At 72.6% G+C, this 22,040-nt stretch carries 17 protein-coding genes; 6 read left to right on the top strand and 11 right to left on the bottom strand.

The window, feature by feature from the left end; all coding sequences use genetic code 11:
* Positions 1-41: 41 nt before the first annotated feature.
* Positions 42-263, top strand: a complete 222-nt coding sequence (locus tag QIT00_RS14575; protein ID WP_408909771.1) for a hypothetical protein — start codon at positions 42-44, stop codon at positions 261-263.
* The gene (locus QIT00_RS14570; protein ID WP_282535651.1) at positions 254-652 is read left to right on the top strand and encodes an ATP-binding protein; all 399 of its coding nucleotides are present in this window, start codon (positions 254-256) and stop codon (positions 650-652) included. The genes QIT00_RS14575 and QIT00_RS14570 overlap by 10 nt, the downstream gene beginning before the upstream one ends.
* On the opposite strand, the gene purH is transcribed toward QIT00_RS14570, so the two are convergent.
* Positions 624-2,201 (bottom strand): bifunctional phosphoribosylaminoimidazolecarboxamide formyltransferase/IMP cyclohydrolase, encoded by a 1,578-nt coding sequence (purH, locus tag QIT00_RS14565; protein ID WP_282535650.1) that lies wholly within the window; start codon positions 2,199-2,201, stop codon positions 624-626. The two genes, QIT00_RS14570 and purH, sit on opposite strands and share 29 nt — an antisense overlap.
* Positions 2,198-2,839: a phosphoribosylglycinamide formyltransferase gene (gene purN, locus QIT00_RS14560; protein ID WP_282535649.1), complete on the bottom strand. Its 642-nt coding sequence runs from the start codon at positions 2,837-2,839 to the stop codon at positions 2,198-2,200. The genes purH and purN overlap by 4 nt, the downstream gene beginning before the upstream one ends.
* Before the next feature lie 219 nt (positions 2,840-3,058).
* Between purN and QIT00_RS14555 the strand changes: the two genes are divergently transcribed.
* Positions 3,059-3,946 carry a hypothetical protein gene (locus QIT00_RS14555; RefSeq protein ID WP_282535648.1) on the top strand — a complete coding sequence of 296 codons (888 nt, stop codon included), beginning with the start codon at positions 3,059-3,061 and terminating at the stop codon, positions 3,944-3,946.
* Between the two features lie 16 nt (positions 3,947-3,962).
* On the opposite strand, the gene QIT00_RS14550 is transcribed toward QIT00_RS14555, so the two are convergent.
* On the bottom strand, positions 3,963-5,684 hold the full coding sequence (locus QIT00_RS14550; RefSeq protein WP_408909770.1) for a cell division protein PerM: 1,722 nt from the start codon (positions 5,682-5,684) through the stop codon (positions 3,963-3,965).
* Between the two features lie 171 nt (positions 5,685-5,855).
* On the opposite strand from QIT00_RS14550, the gene QIT00_RS14545 reads away from it, so the two are divergent.
* Positions 5,856-7,175 carry a helix-turn-helix domain-containing protein gene (locus QIT00_RS14545; protein ID WP_282535646.1) on the top strand — a complete coding sequence of 440 codons (1,320 nt, stop codon included), beginning with the start codon at positions 5,856-5,858 and terminating at the stop codon, positions 7,173-7,175.
* Positions 7,176-7,247: 72 nt separating this feature from the next.
* Here QIT00_RS14545 and sucD read toward each other — a convergent pair whose 3' ends face one another.
* From sucD to QIT00_RS14510, 7 genes are all read right to left on the bottom strand, one after another.
* Entirely contained in the window at positions 7,248-8,156 is a 909-nt protein-coding gene (gene sucD, locus QIT00_RS14540) for a succinate--CoA ligase subunit alpha (protein ID WP_282535645.1), read from the bottom strand.
* A gap of 22 nt (positions 8,157-8,178) precedes the next feature.
* Positions 8,179-9,357 (bottom strand): ADP-forming succinate--CoA ligase subunit beta, encoded by a 1,179-nt coding sequence (gene sucC / locus QIT00_RS14535; RefSeq protein ID WP_282535644.1) that lies wholly within the window; start codon positions 9,355-9,357, stop codon positions 8,179-8,181.
* A gap of 465 nt (positions 9,358-9,822) precedes the next feature.
* Entirely contained in the window at positions 9,823-11,094 is a 1,272-nt protein-coding gene (locus tag QIT00_RS14530) for a hypothetical protein (protein WP_282535643.1), read from the bottom strand.
* A gap of 119 nt (positions 11,095-11,213) precedes the next feature.
* The gene (locus QIT00_RS14525; protein ID WP_282535642.1) at positions 11,214-12,389 is read right to left on the bottom strand and encodes a hypothetical protein; all 1,176 of its coding nucleotides are present in this window, start codon (positions 12,387-12,389) and stop codon (positions 11,214-11,216) included.
* A 147-nt stretch (positions 12,390-12,536) separates the two neighbouring features.
* A complete protein-coding gene (locus tag QIT00_RS14520; RefSeq protein WP_282535641.1) occupies positions 12,537-13,703 on the bottom strand; it encodes a VWA domain-containing protein in 1,167 nt (388 codons plus the stop codon).
* Positions 13,700-16,456 (bottom strand): DUF5682 family protein, encoded by a 2,757-nt coding sequence (locus QIT00_RS14515; protein WP_282535689.1) that lies wholly within the window; start codon positions 16,454-16,456, stop codon positions 13,700-13,702. The genes QIT00_RS14520 and QIT00_RS14515 overlap by 4 nt, the downstream gene beginning before the upstream one ends.
* A 41-nt stretch (positions 16,457-16,497) precedes the next feature.
* Positions 16,498-17,622 carry an ATP-binding protein gene (locus QIT00_RS14510; RefSeq protein ID WP_282535640.1) on the bottom strand — a complete coding sequence of 375 codons (1,125 nt, stop codon included), beginning with the start codon at positions 17,620-17,622 and terminating at the stop codon, positions 16,498-16,500.
* Between the two features lie 163 nt (positions 17,623-17,785).
* On the opposite strand from QIT00_RS14510, the gene QIT00_RS14505 reads away from it, so the two are divergent.
* Together QIT00_RS14505 and QIT00_RS14500 are read left to right on the top strand one after the other, a co-directional pair.
* The gene (locus QIT00_RS14505) at positions 17,786-19,168 is read left to right on the top strand and encodes an SWIM zinc finger family protein (protein ID WP_282535639.1); all 1,383 of its coding nucleotides are present in this window, start codon (positions 17,786-17,788) and stop codon (positions 19,166-19,168) included.
* Between the two features lie 152 nt (positions 19,169-19,320).
* A complete protein-coding gene (locus QIT00_RS14500; RefSeq protein ID WP_282535638.1) occupies positions 19,321-21,021 on the top strand; it encodes a DUF5691 domain-containing protein in 1,701 nt (566 codons plus the stop codon).
* A gap of 278 nt (positions 21,022-21,299) precedes the next feature.
* On the opposite strand, the gene QIT00_RS14495 is transcribed toward QIT00_RS14500, so the two are convergent.
* Positions 21,300-21,716 carry a cobalamin B12-binding domain-containing protein gene (locus QIT00_RS14495; RefSeq protein ID WP_282535637.1) on the bottom strand — a complete coding sequence of 139 codons (417 nt, stop codon included), beginning with the start codon at positions 21,714-21,716 and terminating at the stop codon, positions 21,300-21,302.
* Positions 21,717-22,040: the final 324 nt, after the last annotated feature.

Here is a 22,040-nt window from a genome sequence, read left to right as displayed (position 1 = left end):
TGTGAGGGATTCGTCACACACCGCACACGGAAAGGCGCCCCATGCCCATGGACATGGACCCGGACATCGACACCTGCGTGGAGCAACTCCGCACCGCCCTCGCCGCCCACGGCATCAAGCTGCCGTCACTCGGCGTCGACGCCCCCACCTTCGCCGCGCAGCTCCCCATCCGCCCCCTCGTCGCGCTCGGGAACTGCAACACCGCCACCGCCCAAGCCCTCACCCACGTACTGAACAAGGCGGCGGGCACCCCGTGCGACTGATCCTGGAGCTGCCCGCGCAGGCGAAAGCGGTACCCGAGGTACGCAGGGCCGTACGCGTATGCCTCGGCATCGACAGCAGCCCCGAAGTCGAGCTCTGTGTCAGCGAGTTGCTGACCAACGTCATCACGCACCTCGGCGAAGGCACCCCCGTGACCATCGACGTCAGCCCGACCCGCGTAGCTGTCAGCGACCCTGATCCGCACACCCTGCCCGTACCCCGGCAACACCAAGACCCCGGCGCCGAGTCGGGCCGGGGTCTGATGCTGCTGGCCGCCGTGTCAGCGCGCTGGGGCGTGACACGGCGGCCGGACGGCAAGACCGTCTGGTGCGAGCTGCTGCCAACGACGCACCAAGGGGAACTCAGTGGAAGAAGTGCCGCGTCCCCGTGAAGTACATCGTCACGCCCGCCTTCTTCGCGGCCTCCACGACCAGCTCGTCGCGGACCGAACCGCCGGGCTGGACCACGGCCTTGACGCCTGCGGCCGTGAGGATCTCCAGGCCGTCCGGGAACGGGAAGAACGCGTCCGACGCGGCGTACGAACCGGCCGCGCGCTCCTCGCCCGCGCGCTCGACCGCGAGCTTCGCCGAGTCGACGCGGTTGACCTGGCCCATGCCGACGCCGACCGAGGCGCCGTCCTTGGCGAGCAGGATCGCGTTGGACTTCACGGCCCGGCAGGCGCGCCACGCGAAGGCCAGTTCCTTCAACTCCGAGTCGGACAGCGCCTCGCCCGTCGCGAGCGTCCAGTTCGCCGGGTCGTCGCCCTCGGCCTGCAGCGTGTCCGTGATCTGGGCGAGGCCGCCGCCGTCGATCGGCTTGAACTCGGCCACGAGCTCCGGCGCTTCGGGGCAGCGCAGCACGCGGATGTTCTTCTTGCGGGCCAGGACCTCGACCGCGCCGTCCTCGTAGTCCGGCGCCACGATGACCTCGGTGAAGATCTCCGCGACCTGCTCGGCCATCGCCACGGAGACCGGGCGGTTGACCGCGATCACGCCGCCGAACGCGGACAGCGGGTCGCAGGCGTGCGCCTTGCGGTGCGCCTGGGCGACGTCCGCGCCGACCGCGATGCCGCAAGGGTTGGCGTGCTTGATGATCGCGACGGCCGGCTCGGCGTGGTCGTACGCGGCCCGGCGCGCGGCGTCGGTGTCCGTGTAGTTGTTGTACGACATCTCCTTGCCGTGCAGCTGCTCGGCGCTCGCGAGACCGCCGCAGCCGCCGGTGTAGAGGGCGGCGGGCTGGTGCGGGTTCTCGCCGTAGCGGAGGACGTTCTTGCGCTCGTACGTGACGCCGATGAAGGACGGGAACTCCTCGCCCGAGCCCTCTGCCGCGTAGTCCGCCGCGAACCAGGCGGCGACGGCCACGTCGTACTCGGCGGTGTGGCGGAAGGCCTCGGCCGCGAGCCGCTTGCGGGCGGCCAGGTCGAAGCCGCCCTCCTTGGCGGCGGCGAGCACGTCCGCGTACCGCTCGGGGCTGGTGACGACCGCGACCGAGGGGTGGTTCTTGGCGGCGGCGCGGACCATCGAGGGGCCGCCGATGTCGATCTGCTCGACGCACTCGTCGGGCGAGGCGCCGGAGGCGACGGTCTGCGTGAACGGGTAGAGGTTCACGACGACCAGGTCGAAGGGCTCCACGCCCAGCTCGGCGAGCTGTTCGCGGTGGGAGTCGAGGCGCAGGTCGGCGAGGATCCCGGCGTGCACGCGCGGGTGCAGCGTCTTGACCCGGCCGTCCAGGCACTCGGGGAAGCCGGTGAGCTCCTCGACCTTGGTGACGGGCACCCCAGCGGCGGCGATCTTCGCGGCGGTGGAGCCGGTGGAGACGAGCTGGACACCCGCCTCGTGCAGCCCGAGCGCCAGCTCTTCGAGGCCGGACTTGTCATAGACGCTGATGAGAGCCCTGCGGATGGGGCGCTGACCTTCTACGGTCGTACCTTCGGCGGTCACGGGATGGAAACCTTTCGTCCCTCAATGCGGTAGCCGTGCCGGGCCAGACGCCCCACGACCTCGACGAGCAGCTTGCGCTCGACTTCCTTGATGCGCTCGTGGAGCGCATCGCCACCGTCCTCGTGGTCCTCGTCCCTGATCTCGATCGCGCGCTGCGCGATGATCGGGCCGGTGTCAACGCCGTCGTCGACGAAGTGGACGGTGCAGCCGGTGACCTTCGCGCCGTACGCGAGCGCGTCACGTACGCCGTAAGCACCGGGAAAACTGGGCAGCAGCGCGGGGTGGGTGTTCACGGTCCGGCCGCCGAAGCGCGCGAGGAACTCCTTGCCCACGATCTTCATGAACCCGGCGGAGATCACCAAGTCGGGCTCGTACGCGGCTACGGCCTCGGCGAGCGCCCGGTCCCACTCCGCGCGCGTGGGGTGGTCCTGCACCCGGCACACGAAGGTCCGCAGGCCCACGCGCTCGGCCCGTTCCAGACCGGCGGTCCCGCTCCGGTCGGCGCCGACGGCGACGATCTCGGCACCGTAGGCGTCGCTGCCCACGGCGTCGATACCGTCGATCAGCGCCTGCAGGTTGGTACCGGACCCGGAGACGAGCACGACGAGGCGCTTCGGGGCGGCGGCAGATGAGGCCACGACGGGGCCCTTTCATGGCTTGCTCGACTTTGTGCGGTCGTACAAATGCTTCATGACCCCCAATACGGGGAACTCTACGAAGCGCTCGACCGTCAGCAACGATACCGGCACACGATGCGGCCCCCACGGGACGGGGACCTTGCCGGAAGGTAGCGTCTGGGAAGCAAGCGCTACGCATGCCCCGTACACGGGCCTCAACTAGGGGAAGACGCACACCAGATGCCGGACCGACTGCCCACGCCCCCGTCCTCGCCTCAGCAGGACCCGTCCGAGGACGGGACCCGGCCGAGCGCGGGCCCGGACACGGAGAGCACCGGCGCCGACACTTCCGGCAACGCGGACCGTGCGGGCCGTACAGATCGTGCGGACCGTGCGGACCGTGCGGACCGTGCGGACCGTGCGGACAATCCCTTCGCCCCGCCGCCCGAGGGCAGCCCGGACCGCCCGTGGCAGCCGCGGCAGCAGGACGACGGCGAGCAGAAGGGCGGCCAGGGCGGCGGAGGCCGCTGGAGCAGCCGCCAGCCCGGCCGCTCCTCGGGGCCGTTCGGTCAGCGGCCCGGTGAGTCCGAGGGCCAGGGCGGCGGCCAGGGCGGTCCCGGCAGCGGGCTGCGCTGGGACCCGACGGACCCGGTCCAGCGCCGCGCGCGGTACGCACTGCTCGCCGGCATGTGGGGCTTCTTCTTCGCCCTGTTCTCCTGGCCGTACGTGGCGCTGCTGCTCGGCGCGCTCGCGATCTACTGGGCGGTCGGCTCGCTGCGCGGACGCCCTGCCGGGGACGGCAAGGGAGGCGGGAAGGCCGAGCGGTCGGCTTCCGCGTCTGCCGCTCAGGTGTCGGGGACCGCTCCGTCGACCGGGGCGACCGGGGCCGGACCCGCTGGCTCTCCCGCCAAGGAGGGCCCCGGCAAGCCGCAGAGGACCGCGGCGATCAGCGGCCTGGTGACGGCGATCCTGGCGCTCGCGATGGTCGCGGCCACGTTCACGGCGCAGATCGTCTACCGCGACTACTACACCTGCGTCAACGACGCCCTGACGACGACGGCCCAGAAGTCCTGCGAGGACCTGCTCCCGGAGCAGCTCCGCCCGTTCCTCGGCACGCCGGAGGAGTAGCGGCTCCGCCGCCCGTTCACGTGGAGTCGGACTCGGGGTTCGGGTTCGGGTTCGGCTTCGGGTTCGGGTCCGGTTCGGGGCGTACGGAGAAGTCGTACGGCTCGAAGCCGAAGGAAGAACTCGCCGCCTGCGTACCGGACTTGGCGCGCCATGGCGCCCACCAGCGACGGCGGTCGGCCGCCACGGGAGGCGTCGGCTCCTGCTGCGCGCGGCGACGCCACAGCCGTACGCGCCACTGTCGTACGAGCGGCAACCTCACGCGCGGCAACCTCACGCGCGGGAGCCCAGTCCAGCGCGGGAGGCGAACCCAGCGTCGCGGGAAGCGCGGAACCGGCACCCGTACACCCGCCGCCCGCGCCCACAGGCCCCAATCCCAAAGGTCCCGCGCCCGCCAGGTCCGTACGCGCCAGGCCCGCAGGCCCAGGGCGACCGGGGTGCCGAGCAGGCCCGCCCAGAGCAGGGCCGCGCCGCCCGTCTGCCACCACACCGGACCGAAGTCCGCGAGCGCCCCGTCGCCCAGCGGGCCGCCCGCGAGCGCCGCGAGCAGGGCGAGGGCGAGCCCGCACAGCAGCGCGGCGAGCCCCGCCGTCAGCGCCGTCTCGCCGCGCGACCACGCCGCCCGGGCCTCCGCGCCCTCTGTGTCCTCGGCGCCCTGCGGCGCCGCCGCGCGTGCCGTGAACCAGCCGACCGTCAGCCCGCACACCCCGCCGACCCCGCACGCCGCCCAGGTCAGCGGCGTACCGGCGGCCGGGTCCGGGATCGCGGCGAGCAGCGGGAAGGGCGGAAGCTGCGGGTCCGTGGGTGCGCCCGCGGGCCAGACCACACCGCCCGCGCCGAAGGTGAAGCCGGGCCCGAGGCCGTAAGAGGCGCCCCACACCGCCGCGTTGGGCACCAGCGCGATCGCCAGGAGCAGCACCGCGACCCGCCCCGACCACAGGTCGCTCAGCTGGAGATACGTGGTCTGCGCGGCCTGCGCGTGCACGACGAGCGAGACCGCGACGAGCATTGCGCCGCCGCCCACCAGGACCATGACCCCGGCGGCGGCCGACCGCAGTGCGGGGCCCGTCCGAGGGCGGGGACGGCCTTGCCGGTGCGGATCCGGGTCGACGAGGCGGCTGAGCCGCGCGGGCAGCGGGCCGTGCGGGCGGCCGTACGCGTTCCACACCCCGGCCCCCGCGCCGAGCACCGCGAGTGCGACGAGGTGCGGCCCGGTGTTCAGCGGGTCCGCGCGCAGCGGGCCGTCGGCCGCGAAGAGTGTCGCGAGCGCGCCGACCGCCAGGTACCCGGCGACGACTCCGCCCAGGGCGATACGCGGCCCGTCCGCGCCGTCGGCGGCGTCGCGGCCCGCGCGGTGCAGCAGCAGCGCGGGCACGACGGCGAGGAGCAGCGGGGTCACGCCGAGCGGCACCGGGTCGCCGGAGAGGCTGTCGGTCCTGACCAGGTCGGCGCCGTGGGCGAGCAGCCACAGTCCGGCCGCGACATGCAGCGCACCGTCCGCGCCGCTGTCCGGATACGGCGAGCTGATCCACCCGGCGATCACGAGGACGGCGAACCCGCCGAGGCCGAGCCCGGCCGCGACGACGCCACCCACAACCGCGCCGAGGAGCGCGGAGGTTCTGCGCCGCCGCCCGCTGGGCGCTAGTCCGCCCAGCACCGACGACGGCGCCGCCGAGGCCTGCGAACCGGCTGGGGGACGGGGCGACGGGCTGCGGTCGGTCGTGTGCGTCACGCCCGCCATGCTCCCAACGACACGCGCTTTCTCCTCGTAACAGGCGAATACACGCAGTGTCGCCCAATATACGTTTATGTACTTTTTCGTACGGCATTGGGCTGCACGCACCACCGCGACCCGCCTTGCGAACGACGGTTCGAACGACGGTCCTACGGCCCACGGTGTGGAGAGTCCGACATGACCCAGAGCCCCGCCACCCCGCTGCCGTCCCCCAAGGAGTGCCGACGGCTGCGGGAGGCGCAGGATCTGACGCAGGCACAGGTCGCCGCGAAGGTCGGCGTCACCCGCGAGACGGTCAGGTCCTGGGAGACCGGCCGCACCAGCCCCAGAGGCAGCAAGCGCGCAGCATACGCCCGCCTGCTCGCCGCCGCCCCGGCCCGCACCCGCGCACCGAACTCCTCGGCCAAGGGCCGCTCGACGAGCACGTCGCGAACGGCGAAGTCCACCGGCGCCGGGAAGAAGCGCGCCTCGAAGGCGACAAGCCCGAGCAGCACCGACGCGGCACCGGCAGCCACGGCGGACAGCAGCGCCCCGGAGAAGGTGACCGGGCAGGTGACCGGGCAGGTGACCGGGCAGGTAACCGGGCAGGATGCGGAGCCCTCGCCTCCGGAAGCCGTCACCGACTCCGACTCGGGCTCCGACTCCGACTCGGACTCCGACTCCGACTCGGACTCCGACTCCGACTCCGCGAGCAGCGGCGGCCTGACGCCCGATCAGGCCTTCGACGCCTTGTACGCGTTCACCTCCCCCGCCCTCGTACGCCAGACGTATCTGCTCACCGGGCGGCGAGCGCTGGCGAAGGAGGCGGTCGAGCGGGCGTTTCAGCAGGCCTGGGAGCGGTGGCCCGAAGTGGCCGTCGACCGGGACCCGGTGGGGTGGGTGCGGGCGGTCGCGTACGAGTACGCGCTCTCGCCCTGGCACCGGCTGCGCCGCAGACACCGGCAGCCGGAGGCCCCGCCCGCCGAGTCCGAGGACCGCAAGCTGCTCGACACCCTGCTCGGCCTGCCCGCGCCGTACCGCCGGACGCTGGTGCTCTACGACGGCGTCGGGCTCGATCTGCCCGAGACCGCCGCCGAGACGGAGGCGTCCACTCCGGCCGCCGCGCACCGGCTCCTGCACGCCCGCGAGGCCGTCGCCGAGCGGCTGCCCGAACTGTCCGATCCGACCGAACTCCAGCGCAGACTGGACGAGTTGGCGCGCGCGGAGAAGCTCGGCGCCGGTCCCGCCACCGTCGTACGACAAGGTGGAGAGCACCGCTCTCGGTTCTGGACGCGGGCCGCGATCGCGTTCACGGCGCTGATCATCGGCGCCTCGGCGCTTGCGCTCGCCACCTCACCGCGGCAGTACGAACCGGTGCCCGCGCCCGGGGCGCCGATCAGCGGGGTGCCGGCGCGGATGGGTCCCGGGCCGCTCACCGCGCAGGACAAGTGGCTGCAGGAGAAGCTGAAGGCCGAGCCCGGGAACGGGCCGGAGCGGCTGGTGCCCCTGGTGGAGTGACCCCGTCCGGGTACGGCGCGGGCCCGCACCCCCGGCAGGAGGGGTGCGGGCCCGCGTACGTACAGGCGCTGGTCAGCCGTTGAGGATGGCGCGGGCCAGCTTGGCCGTCTCGGTCGGGGTCTTGCCGACCTTGACGCCCGCGGCCTCCAGGGCCTCCTTCTTGGCCTGCGCGGTGCCGGAGGAGCCGGAGACGATGGCGCCGGCGTGGCCCATGGTCTTGCCCTCGGGGGCGGTGAAGCCCGCGACGTAACCGACGACCGGCTTGGTGACGTTGGCCTTGATGTAGTCGGCCGCGCGCTCCTCGGCGTCGCCGCCGATCTCGCCGATCATCACGATCAGGTCGGTGTCGGGGTCGGCCTCGAACGCCTCCAGGGCGTCGATGTGCGTCGTACCGATGACCGGGTCGCCACCGATGCCGACGGCCGACGAGAAGCCGATGTCACGGAGCTCGTACATCATCTGGTACGTCAGCGTGCCGGACTTCGAGACCAGGCCGATGCGGCCCGGCTTCGTGATGTCGCCCGGGATGATGCCGGCGTTGGACTGGCCGGGGGTGATCAGACCCGGGCAGTTGGGGCCGATGATGCGGGTCCCCGCCGCGCCAGCGGCTGATGTCGCAGCGCCCTTCGACTTCGCGTACGCCCAGAAGGCGGCGGAGTCGTGGACGGCGATGCCCTCGGTGATGACGACGGCGAGGGGGATCTCGGCGTCGATGGCCTCGATCACGGCGGCCTTGGCGAAAGCCGGGGGCACGAAGACGACCGTGACATTGGCGCCGGTCTTCTCCATCGCCTCGGCGACCGAGCCGAAGACCGGGACCTCGGTGCCGTCGAAGTCGACGGACGTGCCGGCCTTGCGCGGGTTCACACCGCCGACGATGTTGGTGCCGTCACCCAGCATGAGCTTGGTGTGCTTCATGCCGGTGGCGCCGGTCATGCCCTGGACGATGACCTTGCTGTCCTTGTTGAGGAAGATAGCCATGGTGGTCTCTTAACCTCTTCCCTTACTTCGCGGCCGCGAGCTCGGCGGCCTTGTCGGCCGCGCCGTCCATGGTGTCCACGCGCTGCACCAGCGGGTGGTTGGCGTCGCTGAGGATCTTGCGACCCAGCTCCGCGTTGTTGCCGTCGAGGCGCACGACCAGCGGCTTGGTGACCTCTTCGCCCTTGGACTTGAGGAGCGCCAGGGCCTGCACGATGCCGTTGGCGACCTCGTCGCAGGCGGTGATGCCACCGAAGACGTTGACGAAGACGGACTTGACGTCCGGGTCGCCGAGGATGATCTCCAGGCCGTTCGCCATGACCTCGGCGGAGGCACCGCCACCGATGTCGAGGAAGTTGGCGGGCTTGACGTTGCTGTGCGCCTCACCGGCGTACGCGACGACGTCCAGGGTGCTCATGACGAGACCCGCGCCGTTGCCGATGATGCCGACCTCGCCGTCGAGCTTCACGTAGTTGAGGCCCTTGGCCTTGGCCGCAGCCTCGAGCGGGTTGGCTGCGTCCTTGTCCTCGAGCGCCTCGTGCTCGGGCTGGCGGAAGTCGGCGTTCGCGTCGAGCGACACCTTGCCGTCCAGGGCCAGGATGTCGCCGCCTGCGACCTTGGCGAGGGGGTTCACCTCGACGAGGAGGGCGTCCTCGGCGACGAAGGTGTCCCACAGGGTCACCATGACCTCGGCGATCTTCTCGGCGACCTCGGCCGGGAACTTCGCCTGCGCGACGATCTCGCGGGCCTTCTCGATGGTGACGCCCTCGTTGGAGTCGACCGGAACCTTGGCCAGGGCCTCGGGGGTCTTCTCCGCGACCTCCTCGATGTCCATGCCGCCCTGCACGGACGCCATGGCGAGGAAGGTGCGGTTGGTGCGGTCGAGGAGGTACGAGACGTAGTACTCCTCGAGGATCTCGGGAGCCGTCTCGGCGATCATCACCTTGTGGACCGTGTGGCCCTTGATGTCCATGCCGAGGATGTCCGTCGCGCGAGCGACGGCCTCGTCGGGGGTGGCGGCGAGCTTGACGCCACCGGCCTTGCCGCGGCCGCCGACCTTCACCTGCGCCTTGACGACGGACTTGCCGCCAAGCCGCTCGGTCGCCTCGCGGGCTGCCTCAGGCGTGTCGATGACTTCACCGGCCAGCACCGGTACACCGTGCTTGGCGAAGAGGTCCCTCGCCTGGTACTCGAACAGGTCCACGCGCGTCCGTCCCTTTTCAGTGGTATCGCGTCGATCGCGGCGCGGCAGGCACTTCGGTTGTGTGTGCCGTCGCTTCGCGTTCTGTCACGTTCGTTTTCTGCGTGGGCGTGCCGCGAAGGGCAACGTGACTGCGCTGTCACTGAGGGAGGCGTGCACGGTGTCCGTGGACGCGGCATGTCCGTCTCGCAGGTTATCGCCGTGGGACGTAGGTCCCTAAATCGCAGATCACACTCCGGCGGTGATTACGGTCACAGGCGGGGTCACAGGCGGGGTCACAGACAGCGGGCCGAGCGGCGCTGCGCAGGACCTTCGGGGGCTCTGGTGCCCTCCGAAGGCCTGCGCGGGACGCGTCCGCTCGGCCCGCTGTTGGGGTGGTGCTCTTCGTGCGGGTGGTGCCGGTGATCCCGGTGATCAGAGGGTCGGCGTCACCGTCCGGGTCGGATCAGAGGCCCGAGAGGAACCGGATCAGAGGCCCGAGAGGAAGTTGGGCGTGATCGCCGTGACGGTGTTCTGGACGCCGGACACGGCGTTGCCCAGGAGCGGGTCCGCGTCCTGGGTGATCGTGCCGGTCAGGTCCTGCGCGAGGGGCTGGACGCCGGCGGTGACGTTCTGCGTCAGGCCGGTGGTGCTCTGGCCGACACCCTGACCCAGGGTCGTCACCTCGTCGGTGACGCCGCCGACGGCCGGCTTCGCGTCCTCCGCGACGGCACCCGCGAACGGCTGCACCTCACCGACGACTCCGGCCGCGAACGGCTGCACGTCGACGCTGACGTCCCGGGCCAGCACACCGGCGTCGGACGCGGCCTGGCCGGCGACCGGCAGGACCGAGTCGACCGCGGCCGAGGCCAGCGGCGGCAGCACGGCGCGGGAGGTTTCGTCCACGATCGGTGAGGCCTGGGCCACGGCGCCATGGGCGGCACCCGGCGCACCGGCGACCAGGTTCTGCGCGTAGCCCTGGGCGCTCTGCGCGTGGCCCTGGACGCTCTGCGCGTGGCCCTGGACCTGCAGACCGGCGCGCTGCACCTGGTCCCCGGCCTCGGCGCCGACGCCCTGGACCTTGCCCGGGGCCTGCGCGGCCAGCTCGGGGGCGAAGGCGGCGAGCGGGCCGAAGAGGTAGTCGACCTGGCCCCGCGCGTCCGCGACCTGGCCCCGTGCGTCGGCAACCTGGCCCTTGGCCTCGCCCTTCGCGTCCGCGACCCGGCCCTTGACCTCGCCCTTCGCGTCGGCGACCTGGCCCCGCACGTCGCCGAGGTCCGGGGTGCCGACGGCCGGGATCGCGCCGTACGCCGGGAGTTCGCCGTCGACGTACTGGCGGGCCTGGTCGGCGGTGTTCCTGGCCTGGTCGACGGTGTCCTCGGCCTCGCCCGTGGCCGCGCCCTCGGCCTGCGTGGCGGCGGACTTGGCCTTGCCGGTGACGCGGTCGGTCCTGTCGGTGACGCGGTCTGCCGTGTCGGTGACGCTCTCGGCTTCGGACTTGGCGTCGGAGACGGTCGACCTGGCCTGGTCGGCGGCCGACTTGGCCTTGCCGGTCACGCCGTCGAGGCCGTCCACGTCGACGTCCACGTCGACGCCCACATCCGGAGTGCTGACCGGCAGCGAGGAGGTGGGCAGTTCGGCGGCGTTGGCACCCGCCGCACCCATCGCGATGACGCTGGTGGCACCGGCGGCTATGACGACGGTGCGGCGCAGGTTCCGGCTGGCGGTCACGGCTTTGCTGGGCTTGCTGTGCTTGCTCATGCTTGCGTCGATTCCTTCGAATTCGAGGGGGTCGGGGGCGCATGGGGAAGTGCGCGCTCCCTGAAGGGCAGACCTGTCCCGCCCCCGCGCGGCAGGTCCAAGGCGGGGGAAGGCCTGCCCTAACCCGGGAATTCGAGGATGTCGCGGTGCCTGTCACGCGTCGGGTAGTACGCCGCGCCGACGCCCTCACCGGCCATGAGCCCGAACGTCGGCTCACCCGTCGCGGCCGCCGCGTGCAGCTCGCCGTGCCGCTGCGCACCGCTGTCGCTCGCCGACTGCCCGGCGATTCCGTACGGGCCGGGGCCCTGCGGACCGTCGTACGGCAGCTGCGGCTGCGGCCGCCGCGCGTCCCGGCCCACGGAGTCGTGCGCCGGGTGACCGGCCATGGCGAAGGCGCCGACGCGCCGCTCCCGCAGCTGGTACGCGGAGTCCTGCCGCTCCTTGCGCTGCTCGCCGCCGACCCCTGGACCGTGCTCGCGCACCGGCGGAGCGGTGCGGTCCGGTACGGGCTGCGTGGCCTCCTGGCCCGGCCCGATGTCGCCGAGCCCCGGCAACGACGGCCGGGGGAACGGCGATTCGGGCAACCTCCGCGCGGCTTCCTCGGCCAGCGCCCCGAGCGGGTTCCCGACGGCACGGACCACCTCGGCCGTGAGGGACCGGACGACGGTGGTGACCGTGGCGGAAGTCGACCCGGTGGACTTCGCCGTGGCTGACGCGGCGATGGTGGAGGCGGTCGCCCGCAGGGCGGGGTTCAGGGCGGAGTTCAGAGCGGGCTTCAGGGCGGGGTTCAGGGTGGGGTTCAGGGCGGGCTTCAGGGTGGGGTTCAGGGCGGGCTTGGGTGCGAGGTTCCGCTTGAGCTTGTACGCGGGCTTCTGCGTGAGCTTGTGCGCAGGCGTCAGCGTGAGCTTGTACGCGGGCTTCTGCGTGAGCTTGTGCGCAGGCTTCGGGTTGGAGATCGTCGGCGACGTGCCGTCCGGCGAAGTGACGGTGCGCGCGGCCTGCTTGCCCGCGAACGCGCCTCGCTCCGCCCCCGGCTCCGAGTCCGACTCCGGCTCCGACTCCAGCTCCGGCCTCAACTCCGACCCCGAGCCCTCGGTCGAGGTGGCCGTGGAGGTGGTGACGGTGTCCGACCGTTGCGGAGCGTCCATCGCCTCCGCCGCCTGCGCCCGGCCGCCGAACAGCAACCCGAGCGCGAACAGCGCACCCACGAACAGGCTCACGCGCAGCACACGCCGACCGCCCGCCGAGCGCACCATGCGCTCGGCGGCGGCGGGAAGCGCGGCTGCTGCAGTCAAGTTCGGGGAGCCCTCCAAGTAGGCGGCGCCCGATACTTGCATGCGACGGCAGGCGTTGCGCAAGTCCCCTGTGACTGATGAGCAGCCATGTCCGATATGGCCAACTGCGGCCGCTCCAGCCCGGTTCGGCCACCGTTCACCAGGCGTTCAACCGGCGTCCGGTATCGGCAGTCGCCGCTTCTCGATCGCGGCCGCCATCACCTCCGGGAACAGGTCGGGCGTGCAGGCGAACGCGGGTGCCCCGAGCCCGGCGAGCGCCGCCGCGTGCTCTCTGTCGTACGCGGGCGCACCCTCGTCGGAGAGCGCGAGCAGCGTCACGAACTGGACGCCCGCCGCCTGCATCGCGGCGACCCGCTTCAGCATCTCGTTCCGTATCCCGCCCTCGTACAGGTCCGAGATCAGCACCACGACCGTGTCCGCGGGCCGGGTGATCTGCGCCTGGCAGTACGCCAGGGCGCGATTGATGTCCGTGCCCCCGCCGAGCTGGGTGCCGAACAACACATCCACCGGGTCGTCCAGTTGGTCCGTCAGGTCGGCCACCGCCGTGTCGAAGACGACGAGCCGCGTCGCGATCGACCGCATCGACGCCAGCACCGCGCCGAACACCGAGGCGTACACGACCGAAGCCGCCATCGAACCGGACTGGTCGATACAGAGGATCACCTCCTTCTTCACGGACTGCGAAGCCCGCCCGTACCCGACCAGGCGTTCCGGCACCACCGTCCCGTACTCCGGCAGGTAGTTCTTCAGGTTGGCGGCGATGGTGCGGTTCCAGTCGATGTCCCGGTGGCGGGGCCGGCTGATCCGCGCACTGCGGTCGAGCGCGCCGGTCAGGGTCGCGCGGGTGCGGGACGCGAGCCGCTTCTCCAGGTCCTCGACGACTTTGCGCACCACGGCACGCGCGGTCTCCTTCGTCGTCTCCGGCATCGCCTGCCTGAGCGAGAGCAGCGTGCCGACCAGATGTACGTCCGCCTCGACGGCCTCCAGCATCTCCGGTTCGAGCAGCAGCGCGGACAGTCCGAGACGGTCGATGGCGTCGCGCTGCATGACCTGCACCACGGACGACGGGAAGTACCTCCGGATGTCCCCGAGCCAGCGCGCCACCGAAGGCGCCGAGGCCCCGAGCCCGGCCGAGCGGTCCCGGCCCTTCCCGGCCCGGTCCCCCTTTCCGTACAGCGAACCGAGGGCTCCGTCCATCGCCGCGTCCTGCCCCCGCAGCTGACATCCGGTCCCGTCGGCCGCGTCTCCCCCGAGCACCAGCCGCCACCGCCGAAGGCGTTCCGCTGCTGCTGCTTCTGCTTCTGCTGTTGTCATGCGTTCACCTCCGTCAGGTCGCGCGTGAAGTGGGTTTCGGTTCCGGTTTCGGTTCCGGTTCCGGTTCCGGTTCCGGTTCCGGTTCCGGTTCCGGTTCCGGTTCCGGTTCCGGTTTCGTGGCCGAGGAGCAGATGCAGCACGGGCAGCACCGCGTCGGCCCGCTCCCGGTCGGGCTCCGCCGCGAAGCCACGTACGCCGGTCGTGGCCGCGATCGCACCGGCCGCGTCTCCGGGCCCGCGCCGGAACAGTTCCCCGAGCGTGCGCCGCACTCCTGCCTCGTACGCCGAGAAGGTGCGGCGCAGCAGCGGCAGTACGTCCGTGAACGCCTCGTCGGGAACAGACGTCAGCCAGGAGTCGAGCAGGCCGAGCAACCGGTCGTCGTGGATGAGCAGCATGCCGCCGCCCGTTCCTCCGGAGCCGCTGCCGACGAACCCCTCGATCCACGCCGCCGCGTCGGTCGGCGCCGTCCCCGGCGACAGGGCGAGGCCCATCAGCCGCGCCGCCGACTCGTGCTCCAACTCCCCTTCGTCGAGCAGGATTCGGACCGCTCTTCCCCGCACCTCCCCCGGCACGGAGTCCCGTCCGCCGAGCACTCCGAGCACGGAGTGCCAACGGCCGCGCATGGGTGTCGTGCGGTTCTTCGCCGTGCGGGTGGCCTCGTCCGGAGGCGTGTCCTGCGCGCCGGCGTCCTGCGGTGATGCCTCGGTGAGGAGGCCGACCGCCGTGTGCACCGCGTCGACATGGCCTCGCATCTGCGCCCCGCCGTCCGCGTCGAGCCCGGCGCAGGCAGGCGGCAGGCCGACGAAGACCCGCTCGGCGAGGCCCGCGGCGACCTCGGCGAGCGCGCTGGTGTCCGTGCCGCGTACGTCGCCGTAGCGGAGCGAGCGGACCAGGGCGGGCAGGGCCTGGGCGAGGTGCCCGACGTCCGTGTCCAGGGCGGCCCGGTCGGCGAGCACCTTCATCACCGTCGGGAGCGCGTCCGGCAGTTCGGCGAGGAGGCAGCGCTCGGCGAGCGCGGTGACGTCGGAGAGCGCCGGGGCCGATATCGCCTCCGACTCCGCCTTCGCGGTGGCGGCCGCGAGCACCGTGGTGCCCCAGACCCCCGCTTCGGCGACCCGCACCGCCAGCTCCGGCTCCCAGCGAAGCCGCCAGCTCTCCCGGAACGTGCCGGTGGAGCCCCGAGCCGCCGCCGAAGGCTCACCCCAGCCGATGCCCAGCAGCCTCAGGCGGTGCAGGAGTCGGCTGCGCGCGGCGTCCGTCTCCTTGCGCAGGTCGAGGTCCAGCTCGCGGTCCAGCGCCTCGGGTTTGAGGCGCAGCCGACGCTGGGCCGCGCTCAGGTCGCGCTGGAGCGGCACGGCCGGCGCCGACGCGGGCACCTCGCCGAGCACATCTCCTACGACGAGCTTGTCGTGCACGAGGGCCAGCGGCACGTCCGAGCCGTCGCACATCACGGCACGGACCGCGTCGGTGGCCTCCGACAGGCCGGGCAGGGGCCTGCCACGCATCACGGCCAGGGTGTCGGCGAGTCGTACGGCCTCGATGACGTGCGCCGACGACACTCCTCTGTCCTCGTCCCTGAGCAGCCCGGCGACCTTGGTCATCCAGCGCTCCACGGGCCGGTCCGGGGCACGGAACAGGTGCGCGTACCAGCCCGGCGAGGCGATGCCCGCCCCGTAGCCGCTCGCCCGGGACAGTCTGCGGTGGGTCCAGGGCACCCAGGTCATGTCGACCTTGGCCTTCGGCAGGCCTTTCAGGAGAGCCCGGTCGGCGGTCACGGTGGCCTTGGCGGCGAGGGCGGGGACGTGCCAGGCGCCGCACACCACCGCCACGCCTTCCCCGAACTCCTTGCGCGCCGAGCGGAGTTGCAGGCGCATGTACGCCTCCCGTACCGCGTCGCGCGCGTGCCCGCCGTCGCCGTACCGCTCGCGCAGCGCACCCATCGCCTCGGCGAGCGCGGCGAACGGTGCCAGGGCGTCATCGGCCGCACCGCGGTGCTCGACGACGTCCTCCCACCAGCGCTCCGGGTCGTCGTACCCGGCCGTCTCGGCCAGGACCGCGAGGGGATCGATCCGCAGCTCCTGCTCGCCGGTTCCGCTTCCCTGGCCGGCCTCTACGCCGTGATCCGCACCGCCTTGCGCGCCGCCTTCCGCGCCGCCTTCCGCGCCGCCTTCCGGGCCGCCTTCCGGGCCGGGTTCCGGGCCGGGTTCCGTACCCGATGGCGTGCGCGATGGCGCGTCCGACGCCGTGCCCGATGGCGTGCCCGACGCCGTGCCCGATGGCGTGTCGGACGCCCTGCCCGGCACCGCGCCCGCCTCCCCGTCCATCGCCGGGTCGAGGCCCTCCTCCGGGTCCTCGCCCGCGGGCGGTTCCGCCAGTGAGTGGGCGGCCGGCAGGTCGATGAACCGTACGGCCGCACCGCGCTCCACGGCCCAGCGCAGTGCGACCCACTCCGGGGAGAACTCCGCCAACGGCCAGAACGCCGAGCGGGCCGGGTCGTCCGTGACGTGCGCCAGGAGTGCCACCGGCGGGCTCATCCCGTCGTCACCGACCAGCTCCACGAGCGCGTCCGCCTCGGGCGGCCCCTCGATGAGCACGGCACGCGGCGCGCACGCGTCCAGCGCCTCCCGTACGGCCCGTGCCGAGCCGGGACCGTGATGGCGCACGCCCAACACCCATGGGCCGTCCGCCCGTTCACCGCCGCCGTACTGCGGGGCGCCGCCCTCACCCCCGTGCAGGGCGGCGCCCCTGTCCATGGGCCGGGTGCGCGGGCCCGGCGCCGCTTCCGCGAAGCCGTTCACGCGCTCACCTCCCGGCACGCGCGGTAGAAGTCCTTCCAGCCCTCGCGCTCGCGGACGACCGCCTCCAGGTACTCCTGCCAGACGACCCGGTCGGCGGCCGGGTCCCGCACGACCGCCCCGAGAATCCCAGCGGCGACGTCGGCCGGCCGCAGGATCCCGTCCCCGAAGTGGGCCGACAGCGCCAGGCCGTTGGTCACGACCGAGATGGCCTCGGCGGTGGAGAGCGTGCCGCTGGGCGACTTCACTTTCGTACGCCCGTCGGCCGTGACCCCGTCGCGCAGCTCTCGGAAGACCGTGACGACACGGCGGATCTCGTCGATGCCGTCCGGAACGGCCGGCAGGTCGAGCGATCGGCCGAGCTGGTCGACCCGGCGGGAGACGATGTCCACCTCTGCCTCCACGCTCTCCGGCAGGGGCAGCACGACCGTGTTGAAGCGGCGGCGGAGCGCGCTCGACAGCTCGTTCACCCCGCGGTCCCGGTCGTTGGCCGTCGCGATCAGGTTGAACCCGCGTACCGCCTGCACCTCCTGTCCCAACTCCGCTATCGGCAGGGTCTTCTCGGACAGGATCGTGATCAAGGAGTCCTGCACGTCCGCCGGGATGCGGGTGAGCTCCTCCACCCGCGCCGTCATCCCCTCGGCCATCGCCCGCATGACAGGGCTCGGCACGAGCGCGTCCCGGCTCGGCCCGTGGGCGAGCAGCTGCGCGTAGTTCCAGCCGTACCGGATCGCCTCTTCCGGCGTGCCCGCCGTGCCCTGCACCAGCAGCGTCGAGTCACCGCTCACCGCCGCCGCCAGGTGCTCGGACACCCAGGTCTTCGCGGTGCCGGGGACACCGAGGAGGAGAAGCGCCCGGTCCGTGGCCAGAGTGGTCACGGCGACCTCGACGAGGCGCCGCGGGCCCACGTACTTCGGTGTGATCACCGTGCCGTCCGGCAGCGTGCCGCCCAGCAGGTACGTGGCCACGGCCCACGGCGACAGGCGCCAACGCGCCGGCCGCGGACGGTCGTCGGCCGCCGCCAGCGCCCGCAACTCGTCCGCGAACGCTTCCTCGGCATGCGGACGCAGCGCGTCCGCGTCGCCCTTCGAGCCGTTCACGGCGGTGTTGACGGACACAGTCATGGATCCCCCTCCAAATGCGCAGGACTGAGCACCTCGACGGATCGGCGGGCCGCGGCCCGAGCTGATCGCCGGTTGTGGTCCCCACCGTGCACCACGCCACTGACAATCGACCGTCGTCGCAGGTCAGAGCCGATTGTCAGTGGCGGCCTCTAACGTCGAGGACATGAATCAGCAGGGGGTGCGCTGGACGGCTGATCAGGTGCTCGCACTGGCTCCTGACGCCGCGTCACGCAAGGCGGGAAGCAAGCTCGGCGCGGCCGGGCCGTGGTCCGAGGCGGGGAGTTCGAGTGCGGGGGCGGTATGGGGGCTGTGCAAGGGAAGCGGCAGCAAGCCGTACCAAACGGTCGTGGACACCACGGGCCCTGCGTACAAGTGCAGTTGCCCGAGCAGGAAGTTTCCGTGCAAGCACGCGCTCGGCCTGCTGCTGCTCTGGGCGGGACCGGACGGTGCGGACGGCACGGTTCCGGAAGCCCGGCCGCCGGAGTGGGCGGAGCAATGGCTGGCCGACCGCCGCGAGCGAGCGGCCGAGCAGGACGAGCCGGCTCCGTCCGCAGGCAAGGGTGGTGAGGCGGAGGGGGCGCGCCGCAGAGCCGAGCGACGGGCCGAGAGGGCGACGGCGGGGGCGACCGAGCTGGAGCAGCGCCTGACCGATCTCCTGCGCGGCGGCCTCGCCGGCGCGGAGTCGGCGGGGTACGAGATGTGGGAAGAGACGGCCCGCCGCATGGTGGACGCGCAGGTACCCGGACTCGCCTCGCGCGTACAGGAATTGGGATCGATTCCGGGCTCGGGCGCGGGATGGCCGGTGCGGTTGCTCGAGGAGTGCGCCCTGCTTCACCTGCTCGACCAGGCTTGGCTGCGACGCGAGCAGCTGCCCGGGCCGCTGGCCGCCACCGTGCGCACCAGGCTCGGCCTGCCCGTCTCGGCCGGGGGCCCGCCGGTGCGGGATCAGTGGCTGGTCCTGGCCCAGTACGACTCGGCCGAGGGCAAGCTGACCACACGGCGCATCTGGTTGTACGGAGAAGAGTCGGGGCGCACAGCACTGCTGCTGTCCTTCGGGGCTGCCGGGCGGGCACCGGAGCTCGCCCTTCCGGTAGGTCTCGTACTGGACGCGGAGTTGTCCTCCTATCCGGGGGCCGGCCAGCTGCGAGCGGCGCTCGGCGAACGGTTCGCCGTTCCGGAGCCGCGACCGCTTCGCCCCACGACCCTGGACGTCGCCGATGCGACGGCGGCGTACGGCATCGCGTTGCGTGACGATCCGTGGCTGGAGTCGTGGCCGGTCACCCTGGGGGGCGTCGTACCCGTCCAGGAAGAGGGCGGGGGAGGACGCGGAGGCGGAGGCGGAGGCGGGTGGCAACTTGCCGATGCGGACGGCAAGTTCGCTCTTCCTGTGGCGGACAAGGCCGTTTCCCGTCCGGGCCTGTGGAAGCTCGTCGCGATCTCGGGCGGGGCGCCGGTGACCGTGTTCGGCGAGTGCGGGCACGGCGGCTTCACCCCTCTCACGGCCTGGCCCGCGGAGCCCGGCGCCGAGGCGATATCGCTGAGCTGAGGCTGCACTGCGCTGCGCCGCACTGCACCGCACTGCGTCGGCCGCCCCGCGGCCACCCGTGCACGTGCACCTTCGGGCGTCGTCTCTCATCGCCTCTCATCGCCTCTCGACGCCTCCCCACCCTCCGCAGACTCGACGCTCTGGAGAACCGCATGAACGCGACCGGACCGATCACCACCGGGCCCCACCCCGGCACAACAGCGAGTGCCCAGCCCTCCCCCGGCACAACAGCCATCGCCCAGCCCTGCCCCGTCGCCACCTGGGAAGAACTCGTCACCTCCGCCCTGCTCGGCACCGATCGGCGCAGGCCACCCGTGGCCGTACCGCCCGGGAAGGACCTGTCCGCCGCGCTGCTCGACGCGGCGGCCGTGGAAACGGTGCGCCGTCGGGCCGGGCTGCGGCCTGCGGACGCCGCCGGGCTGCCCGAGCGGGCGGCACCCGATGAGAGGCCACCCCTGCCGGCAGCCGCTCGGCGCCGCCTCGCGCTGCTCCTGGCCGACCGGCCGGGCTCCGGGAGCGGCCGCCGCAGCACAGCCCCCGACCTGACGGAGCTGCTGCCGCAATGGCTGGCGGCGGCCAACGACCACGGGTACGCCGCGCCCGCCGAGTTGCTGCCCGCCCTGCTCGACGCGGCCCGAGGCCGGACCGACCTGCGGCCGCAGGCCCTGCGCTTCGCCGGTCCGCGGGCGCTGTGGCTGGCCCACCTCAACCCCGACTGGAAGTTCGCCCTGCGTACGTCGCCGGGAGGCAACGCGCTGCCGCGTGCCAGGGACATCGAGGGGGTCCAACGACTCTGGGAGGAAGGCCTGTTCGCGGAACGGGTCGCGTTGCTCGCCGCCGTGCGCGCCGATGCCCCCGAGGCTGCCCGCGAGCTGCTCGCCGGCACCTGGTCCACCGAGCGGGCCGAGGACCGCCTGATGTTCCTCGACTCGCTGCGCGCCGGGCTGTCCGACGGCGACGAGTCGTTCCTGGAGCGCGCCCTGTCCGACCGCAGCCGGAATGTCCGGGCCACCGCCGCCGAGCTGCTGTCGGCGCTGCCGAATTCGGCGCTCGCGGCACGAATGGCGGACCGTGCGTCACCCTGCGTGGCCATGGACGAGACGCGCAGCGGCATCACGGTCGAGGCGCCGCACGCCTGCGACGCAGCGATGGAACGCGACGGAGTCGTGTCCCAGGCGCCGTCCGGTCGAGGTCAACGCGCCTGGTGGCTGGGGCAGTTGGTGGAGGCGACGCCCCTCGCCACCTGGCCGTCGCGCCTGGGCGGACGCAGCCCCGAAGAGATCACCGCCCTTCCCGTGCGGGACGACTGGCGCCCCGAACTGCACGCCGCGTGGTGCCGTGCGGCCGTACGCCAACGGGACGCCGTCTGGGCGCGGGCGCTGCTCGGCGTCCCGTCCGCGCCGGAAGCGGGCGGCCCCGGCGCGGTGTCACTCGCCGAGCGGGCCAAACTTCTGGCCGTGCTCCCGGCCGCCGAGCGGGCCGAGTGGGTCGCCGGGTTCATCGACGCCCACGGCCTGTCGGAGGCGTTCCAACTGCTCGGCGTGTGCAACCTGCCCTGGTCGGGCACCCTGGGCCGAGCCGTCGTCGACGCCCTCAACATCGCCCGGGACGCGGGCAGTTACCCCTGGAGCTTCAGCGGAGTGATGGGGCTCGCCGAGCGCTGCCTCGACCCCGCCGAGACCAGCCGCCTGGAGTCCCTCACCGCGATATCCGACGAGCCGGAGGACGGTGCGCCGGGAGCGGTGGGCTACTGGGCGGAGGCGTTCCAGCGGCTCGTCGGCACGCTGAGACTGCGCGCGGCGATGATCGCGGAAATGACCCCACCGGGGGCGGCAGCGGACACAAGACCCTGAGGCCGCACCTGAGCCCGCACCTGACGCCGGGAACGCGGGACGGGGGCAGACACGCAGGCAACCAGGCACGCGGGACGGGGGCAGGCACGCAGGCAACCAGGCACGCGGGGCGGGGGCAGGCACGCAGGCAACCAGGCACGCGGGGCGGGGCAGGCACGCAGGCACGCAGGCAGCGACACCTGTGCCCGGACCGCCGCGCCAAGCACTCGTCGGCCCGCTCAAGGCCTCGCGTCAAGCCGGCCTCAAACCCCGCCTCAAGCCCCGCCTAAAACCCCGCCTCAAGCCCCAGCAGTCTGCGTGACGTTAGCCCGGACCCAGTCCACGATCGATGCCGTCGTCGCACCCGGTGTGAAGATCTCCGCGACGCCCAGCTCCTTGAGGGGAGCGATGTCGCCCTCCGGGATGATGCCGCCGCCGAAGACCTTGATGTCCTCCGCGTCGCGCTCCTTCAGGAGCTGGATCACCTTCGCGAAGAGGGTGTTGTGGGCGCCCGAGAGGATCGACAGGCCGATCGCGTCGGCGTCCTCCTGGATGGCGGTGTCCACGATCTGCTCCGGCGTCTGGTGCAGACCGGTGTAGATGACCTCCATACCGGCGTCGCGCAGCGCCCGCGCGATCACCTTGGCCCCGCGATCGTGCCCGTCGAGCCCCGGCTTGGCGACCACCACGCGGATCGGACCGGCTGCCACACCCATCACTGCCTCCATGTACCGAGTAGCCCCTCAGGAGTCAGCCACCAGCCCCGAGACGTCTCGCGAAAGGTGAACCAGTAGAGGAACGATGTGAACGAACGTTATCTCCAGGATCCCGTACGCGGCAGTTTCGTGGTGTGGAGGGAGGGGGAAATCACATGGTGAGACACGTTCGCCGGGCGTGCCCACGGGGCGGCTGCAGGGCCGCCGCGCCGCGGGTCGCGCACATGGGGAGCCGTCAGGAGAACGCTGCATCACCGCGCCGTCAGCCGCACGGCACGGTGGTGCGGTGCGTCGGCCGGATGTCAGCGAGGCGTCGGCGGCGGC

Origin of the sequence: Streptomyces luteolus, assembly GCF_029968015.1 — a bacterium.
GTDB lineage: Bacteria > Actinomycetota > Actinomycetes > Streptomycetales > Streptomycetaceae > Streptomyces > Streptomyces luteolus.
The sequence above is the reverse complement of the archived record's forward strand: the minus strand, read 5'-3'. Positions and strand labels throughout refer to the sequence as shown.

Excerpts from the sequence above, each read along its gene's own strand:
- QIT00_RS14555 (WP_282535648.1), top strand. The coding sequence starts at position 3,059 with ATGCCGGACCGACTGCCCACGCCCCCGTCCTCGCCTCAGCAGGACCCG.
- QIT00_RS14500 (WP_282535638.1), top strand. The coding sequence starts at position 19,321 with ATGAACGCGACCGGACCGATCACCACCGGGCCCCACCCCGGCACAACA.
- QIT00_RS14550 (WP_408909770.1), bottom strand. The coding sequence starts at position 5,684 with ATGGCGGGCGTGACGCACACGACCGACCGCAGCCCGTCGCCCCGTCCC.
- QIT00_RS14505 (WP_282535639.1), top strand. The coding sequence starts at position 17,786 with ATGAATCAGCAGGGGGTGCGCTGGACGGCTGATCAGGTGCTCGCACTG.
- QIT00_RS14515 (WP_282535689.1), bottom strand. The coding sequence starts at position 16,456 with ATGGACAGGGGCGCCGCCCTGCACGGGGGTGAGGGCGGCGCCCCGCAG.
- QIT00_RS14545 (WP_282535646.1), top strand. The coding sequence starts at position 5,856 with ATGACCCAGAGCCCCGCCACCCCGCTGCCGTCCCCCAAGGAGTGCCGA.
- sucD (WP_282535645.1), bottom strand. The coding sequence starts at position 8,156 with ATGGCTATCTTCCTCAACAAGGACAGCAAGGTCATCGTCCAGGGCATG.
- QIT00_RS14530 (WP_282535643.1), bottom strand. The coding sequence starts at position 11,094 with ATGAGCAAGCACAGCAAGCCCAGCAAAGCCGTGACCGCCAGCCGGAAC.
- QIT00_RS14575 (WP_408909771.1), top strand. The coding sequence starts at position 42 with ATGCCCATGGACATGGACCCGGACATCGACACCTGCGTGGAGCAACTC.
- QIT00_RS14520 (WP_282535641.1), bottom strand. The coding sequence starts at position 13,703 with ATGACAACAGCAGAAGCAGAAGCAGCAGCAGCGGAACGCCTTCGGCGG.
- QIT00_RS14510 (WP_282535640.1), bottom strand. The coding sequence starts at position 17,622 with ATGACTGTGTCCGTCAACACCGCCGTGAACGGCTCGAAGGGCGACGCG.
- QIT00_RS14495 (WP_282535637.1), bottom strand. The coding sequence starts at position 21,716 with ATGGGTGTGGCAGCCGGTCCGATCCGCGTGGTGGTCGCCAAGCCGGGG.